At 59.9% G+C, this 16218-nt stretch carries 17 protein-coding genes and 1 tRNA gene; 12 read left to right on the plus strand and 6 right to left on the minus strand.

Annotated features, from left to right (window positions below):
• Positions 1-453 precede the first annotated feature (453 nt).
• From ACR0FG_RS03545 to ACR0FG_RS03560, 4 genes are all read left to right on the plus strand, one after another.
• Entirely contained in the window at positions 454-1203 is a 750-nt protein-coding gene (locus tag ACR0FG_RS03545; RefSeq protein WP_480890173.1) for a 5-oxoprolinase subunit B family protein, read from the plus strand.
• On the plus strand, positions 1200-2198 hold the full coding sequence (locus ACR0FG_RS03550; protein ID WP_480890174.1) for a 5-oxoprolinase subunit C family protein: 999 nt from the start codon (positions 1200-1202) through the stop codon (positions 2196-2198). Before ACR0FG_RS03545 ends, ACR0FG_RS03550 begins: the two co-directional genes overlap by 4 nt.
• Positions 2199-2210: 12 nt before the next feature.
• The gene (locus tag ACR0FG_RS03555) at positions 2211-2972 is read left to right on the plus strand and encodes a LamB/YcsF family protein (protein WP_480890176.1); all 762 of its coding nucleotides are present in this window, start codon (positions 2211-2213) and stop codon (positions 2970-2972) included.
• A 123-nt stretch (positions 2973-3095) separates the two neighbouring features.
• Complete coding sequence (locus ACR0FG_RS03560) at positions 3096-4343, plus strand: hypothetical protein (protein WP_480890179.1); 1248 nt, start codon at positions 3096-3098, stop codon at positions 4341-4343.
• Between the two features lie 69 nt (positions 4344-4412).
• On the opposite strand, the gene ACR0FG_RS03565 is transcribed toward ACR0FG_RS03560, so the two are convergent.
• Together ACR0FG_RS03565 and ACR0FG_RS03570 are read right to left on the minus strand one after the other, a co-directional pair.
• Entirely contained in the window at positions 4413-5792 is a 1380-nt protein-coding gene (locus ACR0FG_RS03565; protein ID WP_480890182.1) for a D-alanyl-D-alanine carboxypeptidase family protein, read from the minus strand.
• A 278-nt stretch (positions 5793-6070) separates the two neighbouring features.
• Complete coding sequence (locus ACR0FG_RS03570; protein WP_480890185.1) at positions 6071-6772, minus strand: HAD family hydrolase; 702 nt, start codon at positions 6770-6772, stop codon at positions 6071-6073.
• Positions 6773-6863: 91 nt separating this feature from the next.
• Here ACR0FG_RS03570 and clpS point away from each other — a divergent pair, with 91 nt between their 5' ends.
• The 4 genes from clpS to hemF are packed head-to-tail and all read left to right on the plus strand — an operon-like array spanning position 6864 to position 9929.
• A complete protein-coding gene (gene clpS, locus ACR0FG_RS03575) occupies positions 6864-7205 on the plus strand; it encodes an ATP-dependent Clp protease adapter ClpS (protein WP_170717145.1) in 342 nt (113 codons plus the stop codon).
• A 30-nt stretch (positions 7206-7235) separates the two neighbouring features.
• On the plus strand, positions 7236-8201 hold the full coding sequence (locus ACR0FG_RS03580; protein ID WP_480890187.1) for a class I SAM-dependent methyltransferase: 966 nt from the start codon (positions 7236-7238) through the stop codon (positions 8199-8201).
• 37 nt (positions 8202-8238) lie between these two features.
• On the plus strand, positions 8239-9039 hold the full coding sequence (locus tag ACR0FG_RS03585; protein WP_480890190.1) for an SDR family NAD(P)-dependent oxidoreductase: 801 nt from the start codon (positions 8239-8241) through the stop codon (positions 9037-9039).
• Positions 9040-9044: 5 nt separating this feature from the next.
• Positions 9045-9929: an oxygen-dependent coproporphyrinogen oxidase gene (gene hemF, locus ACR0FG_RS03590; protein ID WP_480890192.1), complete on the plus strand. Its 885-nt coding sequence runs from the start codon at positions 9045-9047 to the stop codon at positions 9927-9929.
• Positions 9930-10033: 104 nt separating this feature from the next.
• Here the strand turns inward: hemF and ACR0FG_RS03595 are convergent, their stop codons facing one another.
• The gene (locus ACR0FG_RS03595; protein ID WP_170717196.1) at positions 10034-10444 is read right to left on the minus strand and encodes a hypothetical protein; all 411 of its coding nucleotides are present in this window, start codon (positions 10442-10444) and stop codon (positions 10034-10036) included.
• A 175-nt stretch (positions 10445-10619) separates the two neighbouring features.
• On the opposite strand from ACR0FG_RS03595, the gene ACR0FG_RS03600 reads away from it, so the two are divergent.
• Together ACR0FG_RS03600 and ACR0FG_RS03605 are read left to right on the plus strand one after the other, a co-directional pair.
• Positions 10620-11132, plus strand: coding sequence for a toxin-activating lysine-acyltransferase (locus ACR0FG_RS03600; RefSeq protein ID WP_480890195.1), 513 nt, complete (start codon positions 10620-10622; stop codon positions 11130-11132).
• Positions 11133-12044 carry a Hint domain-containing protein gene (locus ACR0FG_RS03605; protein WP_480890197.1) on the plus strand — a complete coding sequence of 304 codons (912 nt, stop codon included), beginning with the start codon at positions 11133-11135 and terminating at the stop codon, positions 12042-12044. It begins immediately after the preceding gene.
• On the opposite strand, the gene modC is transcribed toward ACR0FG_RS03605, so the two are convergent.
• Genes modC through modA form a run of 3 tightly spaced genes read right to left on the minus strand, consistent with a single transcriptional unit; the run spans position 12041 to position 14593 of the window.
• On the minus strand, positions 12041-13135 hold the full coding sequence (modC, locus tag ACR0FG_RS03610; RefSeq protein WP_480890200.1) for a molybdenum ABC transporter ATP-binding protein: 1095 nt from the start codon (positions 13133-13135) through the stop codon (positions 12041-12043). The genes ACR0FG_RS03605 and modC overlap by 4 nt on opposite strands.
• Positions 13132-13824, minus strand: coding sequence for a molybdate ABC transporter permease subunit (gene modB, locus ACR0FG_RS03615; protein WP_480890203.1), 693 nt, complete (start codon positions 13822-13824; stop codon positions 13132-13134). Before modB ends, modC begins: the two co-directional genes overlap by 4 nt.
• 4 nt (positions 13825-13828) lie before the next feature.
• The gene (modA, locus tag ACR0FG_RS03620; protein WP_480890206.1) at positions 13829-14593 is read right to left on the minus strand and encodes a molybdate ABC transporter substrate-binding protein; all 765 of its coding nucleotides are present in this window, start codon (positions 14591-14593) and stop codon (positions 13829-13831) included.
• Between the two features lie 153 nt (positions 14594-14746).
• On the opposite strand from modA, the gene ACR0FG_RS03625 reads away from it, so the two are divergent.
• Both ACR0FG_RS03625 and ACR0FG_RS03630 read left to right on the plus strand, forming a co-directional pair.
• Positions 14747-16000: an aminotransferase class V-fold PLP-dependent enzyme gene (locus tag ACR0FG_RS03625; RefSeq protein ID WP_480890209.1), complete on the plus strand. Its 1254-nt coding sequence runs from the start codon at positions 14747-14749 to the stop codon at positions 15998-16000.
• Between the two features lie 84 nt (positions 16001-16084).
• Positions 16085-16160: transfer RNA gene (locus ACR0FG_RS03630), tRNA-Val, on the plus strand.
• Positions 16161-16218 lie beyond the last annotated feature (58 nt).

Raw genomic sequence — 16218 nt, forward strand, 5'->3', positions numbered from 1 at the left:
CACCGTCTCTCCGATGCGTCCAACCGTCTCTCCGGCCCGTCTCCGCCATTCCCAGCGTCCCAATCACAACCGCAGCTGCGCCGGTGAAGGGCGTTCTAAGTAATACAAACAATTCCCGCAAGCAGAAAATGAAGTTCTGTTAGTTTTTTTTGAAAAAACGCATTTTATATAATAAAAACAAAGTAGTAGAGAACTATAATTCCGCCAGATCCGGGACACTTCCCACCCCTGAATTGCGTTGGCAACCGACTCGGCATGAGCGGGCCTACGCGTGACTACTATATATTGAGATGCGCCCACGACTCGATACAAGAATCTCGAAGATGATCTGACGAAAACGACTCGGAGTTTTACAACTCGCATACAGAAATTGATACCTGCCGACCGCGCCGTGTGCTTGCGTCTTGCGGTTAGATGCGCTCATCTCGGGCGACCAAATAAACTTGAGGACAGATGACCCAGACCCAGCACGCCCCGCAGGTTCGCACCGTTGGTGTAGACGGCGTCCTTGTCAGCTTTGCCGACAGGATGGATGAAAGCGCGAACCGGGCCGCGCTGGCACTGCGTGATGCGATCGAACAAAGTGCATGGAACGGGGTCGAGGAAACGTCGACCTCACTGGCCTCGACCTATGTTCGCATCGACCCGGCGCGGGTGGCACTGACCGATATCTCGGCGCATTTGCAAACCTTGCTGGGCGCACGCGACTGGCATCAGGCACCGCTGCCCACGGGCCGCAAGCTTTGGCGCGTGCCGACCGTTTATGGCACCGACCTAGCGCCGCAGCTGGAGGATGCCGCACAGACCGCCGGGCTGACGGCGGACGAGGCGGTCAAACGCCTCAGTCAAACGCGGTTGCGGGTGCTGACGATCGGCTTTGCGCCGGGTCAGCCATACCTTGGCCCATTGGGCCCCGAGTTCAATATTCCCAGACTTCAGGATCTGACGCCGATGGTGCCCGAAGGGGCACTGGTGATGGCGATTTCCCAGTTTGTACTGTTTTCCGGTCCGACCCCCACCGGCTGGCGTCACATCGGCCAGACGGCGTTTCGCTGTTTCCGGCCAGAAATGGCAAACAGCTTTGCCTTGAATCCAGGGGATGAGATGTTGTTTCAACCTGTTACGCCAGACGAACTGGCCCAGATCCAGGCCAACAATGCAGATGGCAATGGCGGGGCAACATGTCAGGATATTGACGCATGAGCGTAAAGGTCATTCGCATCGGCCCTGCCTGCACGATTCAGGACCTTGGTCGCACCGGATATCTGGATCAGGGCCTGTCACGCTCGGGCGCTGCTGACCCGATCGCATTGCACGAAGGCGCAGCGCTGCTGGGCCATCCGCCCGATCGCGCCGCGCTGGAAATGGCCGGGCTGGGAGGAGAGTTCGAGGCGACACAGGACACACGCATCGCACTGACCGGTGCACCGATGCAAGCCAGTATCGATGGCAGCCCGGTGGTCTGGAACGCCTCGCATCTGGTGGAAAAGGGGCAACGGCTGACCATCGGCGCGGTGTTGCGGGGCAGCTATGGCTATCTGCACCTGAGCGGCGGCATCGCGTCCGAACCGTTTCTGGGCTCGCGCTCGGCGCATCTGACGGCCAATATCGGCCGTGCCGTTCAGACCGGGGATATATTACCCTCTCAGGGCATTGCGGGCGAGACCGGGATGAAACTGCGTCCGACCGAACGCTTTGCCGGTGGCGAACTGCGCGTGGTTGCCAGCTTTCAGACCCCTCTCTTCGATCAGTCCACGCTCGACCGGTTTACCGAGACCGAATTCCGGCGTGGAGCGCGCGCCAACCGGATGGGGATGCAGTTGGACAGTGAAGGCGAAGGCTTTGCCGCCAAGGGCCAATTGAACATCCTGTCCGAGGTGATCACCCCCGGCGACATCCAGATGACGGGGACCGGACGCCCGTTTATCTTGTTGCCGGAATGTCAAACGACTGGGGGATACCCACGGATTGCGAGTGTTCTGCCCTGCGACCTGCCGCGGGCGGCGCAAACTCCGGCAAATGGGGCGATCCGGTTCCGATTTGTCTCGCTGAATGAGGCATCGGCGCTGATGGCCGCCCACCAAAAGGATCTGAAGCGGCTGTCAACGCAGGTCGAGCCGCTGGTGCGCGATCCCCATGACATCCCTGATTTGCTGTCCTATCAATTGATCAGCGGAATGATATCCGCCACCGACTAAGGAGAAATGCCGATGCCCCGCGTCGATCTGAATGCCGATATGGGCGAAAGCTTTGGCCCCTGGAACATGGGGGACGATGACAGCCTGCTAAAGATCGTGACTTCGGCCAATATTGCCTGCGGGTTTCATGCAGGCGATCCTGATGTAATGGCCGCGACCATGAAACTGGCGGCGGACAATGATGTCGGCATTGGTGCTCATCCCGGCTTTCCCGATCTTCAGGGCTTTGGCCGCCGCAACATGAAAATCCCCCATGACAGTTTGCGCAATCTTGTGCGCTATCAACTGGGCGCGGCGCAAGGCATGGCGCGCGCGGTTGGCACAAAGGTACGGCATCTGAAGCTGCACGGGGCACTGGCCAATATGTGCTCGGTCGATATCGACATGGCGCTTGCCTGTTATCGGGGGGCGCTAGAGGTTGATCCAGACATTATCATCATGGTGCTGGCCGTCACCAAACAGGAAGACGCCGTGCGCCAACTTGGCTGCAAATGGGTCGGAGAGATTTTTGCCGACCGCGCCTATAATGACGATGGAACCCTTGTTGACCGCAGCCTGCCGGGGGCGGTGATCCATGATCCCGACATCGCAGGTCCGCGCATCGTGAACATGGTGCGCGAAGGGGCGATCATTACTGAAAGTGGCAAGCGGCTGGAAACCTCGATCGACACGATCTGCTTACATGGAGACGGCCCGACTGCGGTGCAGATTGCCCGCTCGGTGCGTGAGAACCTGATTGCGGGCGGGGTCGAGGTGACAAAATTCACCAGATAGAAAGCCCGGCGTAACCTGCACCGCATAGGTTGTTGCCCGAACGGCACCAAGCGCCTAGCATGGCCCCAAGTGCATGTTCTGAATACAACAAATCCAAGCCACATCGCGCAAGGAGGCAAGCCTATGTCATTCGACCTGATGTCCTATCAGCCCAGGGGCGACAAGAAGAACTCGGACTTCTTCGCCGAATACCTTCCGATGATCTACGAGCGCCGGATAAGTTCGGGCATCGCCGATCAGGTCGGGCCGATGCGCGCCATCGTCATTCAGGTCGAGCCCGCCGCGCTGTTCGACACGCTGGTCGAACTGTATGTGATGACGCCCTACCGGCATACCGCCAGCTATCTGGGCAGCACGCATAAATATGCAGTTCTGCATTCGCATCCCGATTATCCGGCAATGATCGTGATGGCCCCGCTGAGCGAAGCGTTTGAGGATTTCATCCCCCGCATCAACCGCATGTACCCCCTTGCGCGCAGCACACCGCAAACCCGCTATGTGGGCGAGATTTACGGGGCCTCCGATCTGAAGGCGCTGACTGGCACACTGGAGGATCAGAATATTCGGTTCGAATATTCCGGCGACACCGAAAACCCGTTCTACACCGCCCAAGGGTTCCTGTTTACCACGCCGTCTGATTTCACCTGCAACCGGGTGGGGTATTCCACGCTGGATTTCAACGACACTGACAGCCTCGGTCTGGGCGACCGCGTATTGCTGAGCGCCTCAGAACAGGCGCGGCTGGATGAGGCCGCCGCCTTTGGCGCGGACACCAAAATATCGCCCCTGATGCTGGGCATCGACCATCTGGCCACCCGCGTTCTGGCGGGTGAGCGTGAGGATGCGATCCTCGAATTCCTGACAATGGTGCCCTATTACTTCTGGGGGGCCTACAACATTTTCGAGATGAACTCGTCGACCAATGTAAACCGCAATGCCAATGTGGATGACGACAAGAAATCACCCGCCAAGGTCTTTACCGCGAACAATACGCCGTCTTTCGTGAACTCTTTCGCTAAGTTACCGATGCCGACCGAGGATTTCGTGCGCAATTTCGGACGCAGGCTGCATCACATGGCCGTCGAAATTCAGGACGGTGACCATGGCGCAGGGGAAAAGAACGTCGATTTCGTGGTCAACACGCTCAAGGACAAAGGGGTGCCGTTCCTGGCCCATGTAGTGGGCGAGTGCAAAGATGATCCGAACCTGAAACAGATCTTCTCGAAACACTCAAAAAACACCCTGTTGATCACCGAGTATATCGAGCGCTGCCACCACTATGACGGCTTCTTCACCAAAGACAACGTTGCCGCCTTGACCGCCGCCGCCGGGCAGGACGAGCAATATGAGCACGGGCACGTCTTCGACTGACATGCCGGAATGAAAAAGGCTGCGAAGTTACCCTCGCAGCCAAAGTTCAAGAGTGAGTGTCGGGTCTTGTTAGGATGGCCCGATCATAAAGCAGGTGACGTTCCGGGCCTGCAAGCGGCGGCAAGCCAGATCAGCCTGTTCGCGCGTCATGCCCTGAAAAGTTGCGTCAAACCCGCGGGTACTTTGGTTGACCTTGCGCAGTGTACCTTCCAGCGTCGTCATCTCGGACAGGGCGGTTTTCAGCAATACCTTCTCGGCCTCGTACCGGGTGGTATATCGCCCGACATTCACGCCCCACAGATGCCCGCCGGACGTTGACAGGCGGGTGACGATCTCGGGTTCGGGCTCGGGCTGTTTCGCAGGCTCTGTCGAGGCCAGTACCAGATCGGTTGGACGTTCGACAGGACGTTGACCTGCATCATCCGCAGGCGCGATATCAGCCGCTGCAATCGCTGCGGCGATGCCGTCCTGAATGCGCGATCCGTTCTTGGCTGCGGTTTCTGCGACAGTGCCTGCAACCTGAACAGTGGCGCTGGGGCGCTGAACCGGACGCAGGCTGGATTTCGGTGCACGGGCCAGACCGGCAACCTGCACCGACCCCAGACCCGCATTGCCCGCATAGGCCGGTCGTGCCGGTTTGCGGATCGGTGCGCGCGACGGCGCACGGCGGAAGCCCATGTCCAGCAATTCAGCCACCCGCGCATTGCGCGAGGCACCGGATTTGCCGCCAAACACGGTCGCGATGATTCGTTCATTCTTGCGCTTGGCCGAAGCCACCAGATTGAACCCGGCAGCACGGGTATAGCCGGTCTTGATACCGTCAGCACCCCGATAGGCCGCCAGCAAACGCCGGTTGGTATTCGGCACCGTCTTGATCCCCGCATGGGTCGAGGTACGCGAGAACAGGTTATAGTATTCGGGATAATCATATAGCAGATGACGGCCCAGCGTGGTCATGTCGCGCGCGGTCGACAAATGCCCCGACTCGGTCAGACCATGGGCGTTCTTGAATGTCGTCCGGCTCATGCCCATGGCCTTTGCCGTCCGGGTCATGCGGCGGGCAAACGCAGCTTCTGATCCGCTCAGCGCGATGCCGATGGCGGTGGCCGCGTCATTGGCCGATTTCACCGCAGCGGCTCGGATCAGATAGCGGAACGCGATCTTCTGACCGGTTCTCAAACCCAGTTTCGACGGCGGCTCGGATGCCGCTTTCTTGGTAATACGGACGGGGGTGTCCAAGGTGATCTCGCCATTCCGCACCGCCTCGAACGCAATATACAGCGTCATCATCTTGGTCAGCGAGGCCGGATGCAGCCTGGAATCCGCGTTGCGTGAATGCAGCACCTCACCGGTGCGCGCGTCGATCACCATGGCGGCATAGGGGGCCGCCTGCGATTGCAACGGCACAAACGAAAGCACCCACAACAACAAAATGAGAAGGAAGCCCATCCGGGCCGGAACTGTCCGCCGAACCTGCACGATCTTTGCCTCTGTCTGCCTCGGGCCGCCGGGTTTTCCCGGTCAGCGTCATTTTTTGTAATTCAAAGCAGGCTATCACAGAGTCGGCGTGAAATAAACCGCAAGCTGGTTCTCGACCGGTTTCTTTTCTTGCCCGGAATGGTCCAGATATAGTGGCGCGGCACTCCCAGACTACCAGACCGGCGATGATGGCGGGATTAGGGCCAAACTGCGCACGAAAAGTTTTGAACTGGGGCCAAATGGCAACATCATGTCAGGGTCTGAACCAGCCCAGCCAGTTCCCCCAGATCGCGCAGCGTGCGATAGCGGGGATTGTCGATCGGCACCTCGGCCTGCTCGACCTCCCAGACCAGCCCATGCGGAACGTATACACCCCAGCACCCTGCATCGATCGGGGCTACCACATCAGATCGCATGGAATTGCCCACCATCATTGCGCGGTCCGGCCCATCGCCATGCGCCTCGAATACCGAGCGGTAGATATCGGGCGTTTTCTCCGACACAATCTCGACCGCATCAAACAACTCACCCAGTCCCGATTGGGCCAGCTTGCGTTCCTGATCCAGCAGATCGCCCTTGGTGATCAGAACCACCCGATGTGTCCCTGAAACCGCCTCGACCGCCGCGCGGGCATGGGGCAACAGTTCAATCGGGTGCGCCAGCATCTCTTGACCCGCTTCGATCAACTGACGGATCACGCTGGCAGGCACGCGGTCTTCGGTGACTTCGATTGCGGTTTCGATCATGGACAGGGTGAACCCTTTGATCCCATACCCATAGTGATGGATGTTGCGTTTTTCCGCGGCAAGCAGACGCTGCATCAGGTGATCGTGACCGGCATAGTCAGACAGCAGATCGGCAAAATGCGCCTGTGTCAGTTTGAAAAACCGCTCGTTATGCCAAAGCGTGTCGTCGGCATCAAAGCCGATGGTGGTCAACCTGTCGTCCATATTGTTTCCGCGCGGCCCTCTTTCCTCTGACGGTTCTGACGTTATATAAGCCCTGAAATAAACCGAAGCGTGAATCGGATTCTCACAGCAAATGTTCGAAACCCCTTGGATGATGTCTGACAACCCGGACGAGGACGACAATACGTCGGTCCTGGTTCAAACGCGTCCCAAGACCAAGCGGCCACCGCTGTATAAGGTGCTGCTGCTGAATGACGACTATACGCCGATGGAGTTTGTGGTTCACGTTCTGGAACGTTTCTTTGGCATGACCCATGCGCAAGCGTTCGAGATCATGCTGACCGTCCACAAGAAAGGCGTCGCCGTTGTTGGCGTGTTCAGCCACGAGATTGCGGAAACCAAAGTGGGTCAGGTCATGGATTTTGCGCGCCGCCATCAGCACCCCCTGCAATGTACTATGGAACGCGAAGAGTGAGGCCAAAGGCCCGCCGCGTTTGAACCCCTTATGTCCCCTCGCCTCAACCTCGCCCTTGAGAACGGTCTGACCCTGTCGGACCCGGTGTCTGTCATCGGGGCAACGCCTGCCCATGATCTGTCGGTGGTGCCGTCCCGCGTGCAGGTGGTGCAGCCGTTCAAACCGTTTCACGATCACTTTGCCGCACTGGGGTTTGATGCGGTGCCTGAATCGGACGCGGCCTGCCACGACGCCATCCTGTTTCTGCCACGGGCCAAGGCGCTGGCCCGGGCGCAGATTCATCTGGCCTGCCAGCGCGCATCGGGAACCGTCGTGGTGGACGGGGCCAAAACGGATGGGGTCGACAGCCTGCTGAAAGACATCCGCAAGCGGGTTTCGGTGCAGGGGCCGATTTCCAAAGCACATGGCAAGATCTTCTGGTTTCAATCTGACGCGCAGGCGTTTGCCGATTGGGCCGCACCCGCCGCGCAACAGGTCGACGGGTTCGAAACTGCACCGGGTGTGTTTTCAGCGGACGGGATCGATCCGGCCTCGGAAATGCTGCGCCGGACCTTGCCGCCCAAACCGGGGCAACGGGTCGCCGATCTGGGCGCGGGTTGGGGCTTTCTGTCCGCCGCTCTGCTGCGGGATGAAGGTCTGCGCGAACTGCATTTGGTCGAGGCGGATCACACCGCCCTCACCTGCGCCCGCGCAAATGTCAAAGACGACCGCGCGCAGTTTCACTGGGCCGATGCCACCACATGGACCGCTGCCGAGCCGCTGGACGCCGTGGTGATGAACCCGCCCTTCCACACCGCGCGCGCCGCCGATCCCGCCCTTGGACAGGGCTTCATCCAATCCGCCGCGCGCAACCTGATCCGGTCCGGCAGCCTTTGGATGGTCGCCAACCGCCACCTGCCCTACGAGGCCACCCTGGCCGAAGCATTTACCCGTGTCGAAGAGATCGCCGGAGATAATCGGTTCAAGGTGTTTCACGCCTCTCGCCCTCGCCGATGATCCCGGCTAACCTGCACGGCAACTCAGGAGGAAGCCCATGTCCTTTTCCATAGCAGGCAAAACCGCGATTGTGACCGGCGGTGCCAATGGCATCGGTTTGGCCATCGGGCGGCACTTTGCCGACGCAGGCGCCAATGTCATGTTCGCCGATATGGATGAAAAACGTCTGGCCGAAGAACTGGGCGAACAGGCGGATGACAGCAACATCCGCTATTTCGCAGGCGACCTGCGCGAAAGGCTAACGATTGCCAACCTGCTCTCGGCGACGCTGGATGCGTTTGATCAGGTCGATATCCTGATCAACGGCGCGCGGCAGGTTATCCCGTCTGATCCATTGGATATGGAGGACGACTCGGTGCGCACCTTGCTGAACCAGAACCTGATGCCCGCCCTGCGCCTGAGCCAGCTGATCGCCAAACGCATGATCAAACAGGCCGGAGATGATGACGAGAACCCTGCCGGGTCAATCATCAACCTGTCCTCGATTGCCGCCCGCCGGACGCACCCGGACCTGATGGCTTATTCCGTTTCCACCGCCGCATTGGATCAGATGACGCGGTCGCTTGCCGTGGCGCTGGCCCCCAACCGCATCCGCGTCAACTCGATCGCGCTGGGATCGGTGATGAGCGCATCATTGCAATCAACGCTGAAAGAAAACCGGGATTTCCGCGATGATATCGAAAAGCATACCCCGCTGTCCCGCATCGCAGCCCCGAATGAACTGGCTGAAACTGCGCAATTTCTCGCCTCGGACGCAGCAGGCTTCATGACCGGCCAAATCCTGACAATCGACGGTGGCCGCACATTGCTGGACCCGGTCGCCGCCCCGGCCCATTGACGCCAATGTTTGACACAGAAAAATCCACCGCCTCAGCCTGGTTCCGCCAGCTGCGCGACGACATCGTTTCCGCCTTTGAGGCGCTGGAAGACAGCCACGACATCGGCCCGTTTTCAGATGCAAAACCAGGCCGGTTCGAGGTTCGCGAGACCACGCGGACCTCAGACGACGGATCAGATGCTGGTGGCGGGCTGATGTCTGTCATGCGTGGCGGGCGTGTGTTTGAGAAAGTCGGCGTCAATGTCTCGACCGTCTATGGCACGCTGGGGGAACGGGCGCAGCAGGCCATGGCGGCACGCAAGGGTATTCCCGGCATGACCGACGATCCGCGGTTCTGGGCCTCGGGTATCAGCCTTGTGGCCCATATGCAGAACCCGCATGTGCCAGCCGTTCATATGAACACCCGCATGTTCTGGACCCCACACGCCTGGTGGTTCGGTGGCGGTTCGGACTTGAACCCCTGTATCGAATACGACGAAGACACGGCCCATTTCCATGCCACGCAAAAGGCCCATCTGGACCCGCACGGACCAGCGCATTATCCGCGCCTGAAAGACTGGGCGGATGAGTATTTCTACATCCCCCACCGCAAACGCGCGCGTGGGGTGGGCGGCATCTTTATGGATGATTATTGCACCGGTGACTGGCAGGCCGATTTCAGTCTCACGCAGGATATCGGTCGCGCCTTTCTGCCCGCATTTGTGCCTTTGGTTGAAAAACGCCGAGTTCAGCCCTTTTCAGAAGGCGACAAGAACACTCAGCTGGTCCATCGCGGGCTCTATGCCGAATACAACCTGGTCTATGACCGGGGCACCAAGTTCGGCCTTGAAACCGGCCACGACCCGGACGCGGTTCTGATGAGCCTGCCGCCGCTGGCAAAATGGCTCTGATAGCCCAGGCGTTTAGGGACTGACCTGACACAGTCTGCTATGTGACAGCCCTGACCACGCCATTGTCGTGGCAGGGTATCCGTGTCTCGGGATGAACCCGAAACCTACAGTCCGAACCCGATGAAATTGTCAAAGCAGTAGTTCTGCGCCGAGGCGGCTGACAGATTCTCGCCCACTTTGTTGACGGTCAGGGAATACCCTGGATCGGTATCGGCCCCAGGCGGTGGGGTGAAGGAAAAATTGACCGTACGAATGCCCTTTTCATAGGCTTTCGAAACATAGATCCGCTGCGAATTCGAAACGCCCAGCTTGCGGATTGCATAGTCCCCAATCCCGCACCAATAGGTGACAGCGGCAGAGGAACCGCCAACCGGCTTAACCTGATAGGTCCCATCCTTCAGCGGCGTGATCTGGGTTTTGAATTGCGGTGCCAACTTGTAGCCCAATCCAACCCCTTGCGCACCCGCCGAGGTCGCCACAAAGATCGCCGCACATAAAATCACACTCATACGCATAGCCATATCCCGTTTTCGAAATTGGAACATTGTACCCTTTCAAACCTAGGGCATTCAGGTCATCGTGGGAATACCCAGGGTAGTAAAACACGTGTCATGCACGCAGAAATGAAAACACTTTATCTCAACATGAGACCGGGTATTATTCTAATATATCAGCACGATCAGGTGTCATTTGAAAAAGCCATTTCCAAAGGACTGGTTCGACTTATCCCCTGAGAAATACGCAGATTTCGGCGTGTTGTTCTATCTGGCATCGCTGACAACAACCCATCGCGGCCGCACGCTGGGTCAGACGCTTTACGCCTTCGAAACCCCGCTGCGCCTGGGCCAGTATCACATCTTTCGGCAGAATGGCTATCCGCGTGGCTTCGTGACCTTTGCTGGCCTCAGCCCGGATGCCGAATACCGCTATGCCGTGCAAAAAAAACCTCTGACCGAGGCTGATTTCACCAGCGGGTCGTCCTTCTGGATCATCGATATGGTGGCCCCTTTTGGCCAAACCAACCAAATCGTCGATATCCTGAAAACCGAAATCCCGCACCCAAGGGTCCGTACCAACCGAATGGACAGCGACTTGACTCGCAACCGGATTGTCGAGTGGACTCGGGATAGTGCTGGCGAGGTTCACATGCGTCTCTATCGAAAGAAGGAATTTGCAGAGGTTCTGAAAGCGACGGACAAATAGATGGTTTCGATCACAGGAGATACCACAGGAGTTGTGACCGGTGATCCGCCGAACCAGGCCACTGGTGATCTGGACGCAACAAGCGGTTTGCCCATCCTTGATGAATTCTGGCAGATCTCGACCCCTCCGGCCTTTGGAACCGCCTCGGTCGATCCCGATACGGGTGAGTGGACCTATACGGTTGATCCAACCGTTTACGACAATCTGGACTTCGGAGAGACGCTGGACGACACGTTCGAAATTCAGGTCACCGCCACTTTGGGCACGATTTTTGGCCCGGTCCCTGTCACCCCGGCGCCGACAACGATCAGCATCACGATCGAAGGCGTATGCTTTACAGCCGGAACTTGGATCAAAACCCCGGACGGGCAGCGCCGCATCGAAACACTGTCGGCCGGAGATGTCGTTGAAACCGCCGATCATGGGGCGCAACCGATCCGATGGATCGAAAGCAATCGATTGGACAGGCGACGATTGCGCGAAAACCCCGCGATGCGGCCGGTTCGGATCACTGCGGGCAGTCTGGATCGCGACACACCAAAGCGCGATCTGCTGGTCTCGCAACAGCATCGCGTCCTGATCAGCGGCCCAAAGGTCGAGATCCTGTTTGGCGCGCCCGAAGTTCTTGTGGCCGCCAAACACCTGTGTTCATGGCCCGGTATCGGAATCGACATGTCGGACGAACCCGTCGAATACCTGCATATTCTGCTGGATCGTCACGAGTTGCTGACCGCCGAAGGGGCCCTTGCCGAAAGTCTGTTTCTGGGCGAGGAGGCCCTGCACAGCCTGTCATCCGATGCGCTGCAGGAACTGGCGGCCATCTTCCCGGATCGCCCGACCGAGGATGGGCCGGGTTTTGGCCATGCGGCGCGTCTGATCCTGCGCGAACACGAAGCGATTGCATTGGGTTAACGCGCGACAACCCCGCCCACATCTTGTGGGGCCAATGCGACGGTTTTGATCACGGCATGGCACGGGCATCCCGGCTTCAACGCCAACGCCTCGATCGAGCGGCGCGTGACCCGTGCCAGAACGACACCCGCTTGCGTTTTCACCGACACAATCGCGCCCGGCCCCTCTCCGGCGCGGATCGCCTCAACGTGACCACTCAACACGTTCAGGGCCGAAAGCCCTTCGGGGTTTTTGGCGGATAGAATGACCTCTTGCGCGGGTATGCGGATGCGCAGCTCTTCTCCGACCCGGTGCGGAACGCGCGGCAGAAACAGACACGCACCGTTGGCATCCAGTTCGGACAACCCGTCGTCATGGTGGCACGCAACGCGGACCCGCAGAACCGCGCCAACCGCACGGATGCCCGCTGGTGCAACCGACGGGTCGGCCAGCACATCCGAGGCAGGCCCCTGCCGAACGACCTTGCCATCCTGAAGCGCCACGACCGAAGTCGCCAGACGCGCTACCTCGGCCGCTGCGTGGGTGACATATAGGATTGGCACCGACACCTCGTCCCGCAGCCGTTCGAAATAAGGCAGAATTTCAGCCTTTCGCGCCTCATCCAACGCCGCAAGCGGTTCGTCCGCCAGAATGAGGCGAGGGGCCGCCAACAGCGCCCGGCCAATGGCGACGCGTTGTTTTTCACCCCCCGACAGCTTGGCGGGGCGGCGATCCAGCAGATGGCCGATCCCCAGCATCTCAATCACCCGATCCGGGTCCTCACGCCGCGCGTTGCGCGGTGCAAACCAACGGCCATAGGCGAGGTTCTGACGCACGTTCAGATGCGGAAACAGCCGTCCTTCCTGAAAGATATACCCCAAGCGCCGCCGGTGCGGTGGCAGCCAGATGCCCTGTTCAGTGTCGAACAAGACCCGGTCGTCAATCACCACCCGTCCGGCCTCGGGACGTAACAACCCCGCCACAGCATTCACCACCGTTGTCTTGCCCGCGCCCGAACGCCCGAACAGAACGGTCACACCCGGCGGCGCGTCGAAATCCAGATCCAGAGCAAGCCCCGGCAATTGGTGTTGCAGGCGGACAGACAGGCTCACGATCCGGCCACCCGTTTCGCGACGCGCCGTCCGACAAATTCCGACAGCAGCAGCGCGGTCATCGCGATCACAATCGAAATGATGACCAGTCGTGTCGCCGCAGCCTCACCGCCCGGCACCTGCAGGAACGCATAGACCGCAGAGGGCAAGGTCTGCGTCTGCCCGGGGATGTTCGAGACAAAGGTAATCGTGGCCCCGAACTCTCCCATCGCTTTGGCGAAGGCCAGAATGGCACCGGCGATGACACCGGGCAGGATCATCGGCAGCGTAACGGTCAGAAAGACCAGAAACCGCGGCGCCCCCAGCGTCGCACCTGCCTGCTCCAAGCGGGGATCGACAGCCTCAATCGACAGGCGGATGGCGCGGACCATCAACGGAAACGCCATGATCCCGGCGGCCAACGCAGCACCGGTCCAGCGAAAGGCGACGACGATGCCGATCTCGGACAGCAGCCTGCCCAACGGCCCCTGCACCCCAAAGGTCAACAGCAGCAGATACCCCGTCACCACCGGCGGCAGGATCAACGGCAAGTGCACCAGCCCGTTCAAGACCTGCCGCCCCGGAAACCGCCAACGCGCCAGCGCATATGCCACCAAAATCCCAAAGGGCAACGTGACCAGCGTGGCCCAGAACGACACCCGCAGCGACAGGCGCAACGCCTCAACCTCGGCAGGCCCTAGCCACCCCATGCGCTTACTGCCCCGGCAGGGTAAACCCCTGCCTCTGGAATTCCGCCTGCGCCTTGTCCGTGGTGAGATAGGCCAAAAATGCCCCCGGGTCGGGGCCTGCATCCGTGGTCAGAGCCGCAGGATAGACGATCCGTGCATGAGAGCCCTCGGGGAAGGTGCCGATCACGCTGACCCTTGGCTCAGCCAGCGCATCCGAATGGTAAACCACGCCCAGCGGCGCAGCCCCTGTTGCAACCAGCGCCAGCGCCGCACGGACATTGTCGGCCTGTGCCACTTGATTCTGCACGCCATTCCAAAGACCCAGCCATTCGAGGGCTGATTTGCCATAGACCCCGGCCGGAACTGCCTCAACCAGCGCCATCGCCAGAAATCCATTTTGCAGTCGGGCGGGCAAGTCCAGCCCGGAACTGATCCCGGCTGGCTCGCTGCCTTCCGGTCCGATTAGAACCAGCCGATTGCCTAGCAGATCAACCCGTGACGCCGCATCCACAAACCCGTCGCGCTCAAGCACATCCATCCAATCCACATTGGCCGAGATAAACAGATCCGCCGGGGCCCCCAACTGAATCTGCCGCGCCAACACCGATGAGGCCGCGTAAGAGACTGTCACCTCTTGCCCGCTCTCGTCTTCATACTGTTCGGCAACCCGATCCAACGCGGTTTTCAGACTGGCCGCCGCGAACACCAAAACCCCGTCCGCCCGCGCCGAAACCGGCAGCGCGCCCCACAGGCACAGGGCCGCAATGAGACAGCGAAACGCACGGGTCATCTTTGCCTCCGCTTCAATGGGTTGCGGCATCCGGCAGACAAGGCCCCGGATATGCGCCGCACGGGTTGGATTGGTCCATTTTCTGTCGCAAATTGGATTGATCCCGCCCCGAATACAAGCTGATCTGCTCTCAAAGAAGATTGGACCTGCCTCATGCTGCATCAAAACCCTGACCTTATCGACGCAATCCGGGCACGCTTCGCCCATGTCGACACCTGTCCGTTTCAGGGTCCGCGCATTTTTTTCGAAAATGCCGGAGGGGCGCTGACCCTGAATTCGGTCGTTGAAACCTCGGCGAAATTTGCGGCGATTCCGGACAATCAGGGGCGCGATAACATCGCCAGCCATGCGCTGGTTGATATCATCAACACCGCCAAGGCAGACCTTTCAGTCTTCATGAACGCAAGCGCCGGCCAGTTCTTTGTCGGCGAAAGCGGCACCGAGCTGTTGTTCCGCATGATCCGCACCGCCTGTGTGAACGCGCCCAAAGGCAGCAAGGTCATCGGCAGCTCGATCGAGCACCCCGCCAGCCGCAGCGCCGCGCACCGTTGGGCCGGGATCGCGGGGCTGGACTATGTGAACATCCCGCATGACGACGCAACAGGGCTGGTCACGGCGAATGACTACCGAGCGCTGATGACACCGGATGTCGCAGTGGCGACGATCCTGCACGCCTCACCCGTGACCGGCATGGGCATGGACGTGGCAGCAATCGCGCAGGCGATCCGCGCGGTCGCGCCTGACTGCTTTATCGTCGTCGACGGCATCCAGCACGCCGCCCACGGCCAGATGGATATCGACAGCTACGGCGTCGATGGCTATGCGATTTCGCCCTACAAAGTGTTCTCGCGCCACGGCTACGGCATCGCCTGGATCTCGGACCGGCTGACGGCTCTGCCCCACGACCAACTGATCAACGCCCCGGCTGAGGGGTGGGAGTTCGGCACCCGCGACACCGGTGCCTATGCCACAATGTCGGACGTTGTGGGCTATTTCGACTGGCTTGGTGCACAAGTGTCAGACACCGTCGACCAACGCGCGCGGATCGAGGCCGCAGGCCGCGCCATCCACGCCTATGAAACCCACCTGACACAAGCCATGATCAACGGCACCGGAAACCTGCCCGGCCTGCGCGACATGGACCACATCACCATCCTGGCCGGGGCCGATAACCCCGCGCGCGAGGGGCTGGTCTCGATCGTGGTCCGCGACATGGCCTCGGCCGATGTTGTGACGCGGCTGAACGCGCAGGGGATTCGCACCCACACCCGCAAGGCCGACCACTACAGCGGCAATGTTCTGACCCCTCTGGGGCTCAGCGACTGCATCCGCATTTCGCTGTGCCACTACAATACCGAGCACGAAGTCGCCCAATTGCTGGCCGCTCTGAAGAATTTGGGCGGCTGACTCAGCGACGGGCACGAGATTGGAAAAGAAATTCTCCTCAACCCTCTTGCGCCCGCCCGCAGGCTTGGCTAAATCCCCCCTCACGGGTGATTAGCTCAGTTGGTAGAGCGCTTCGTTTACACCGAAGATGTCGGGAGTTCGAGTCTCTCATCACCCACCATCCTGACCTTGCAAGCGTCAAAAACCCGGCACCCGCAAACCGCGTGCCGGATTTCCGG

Source organism: Ruegeria sp. E1, from assembly GCF_056534225.1.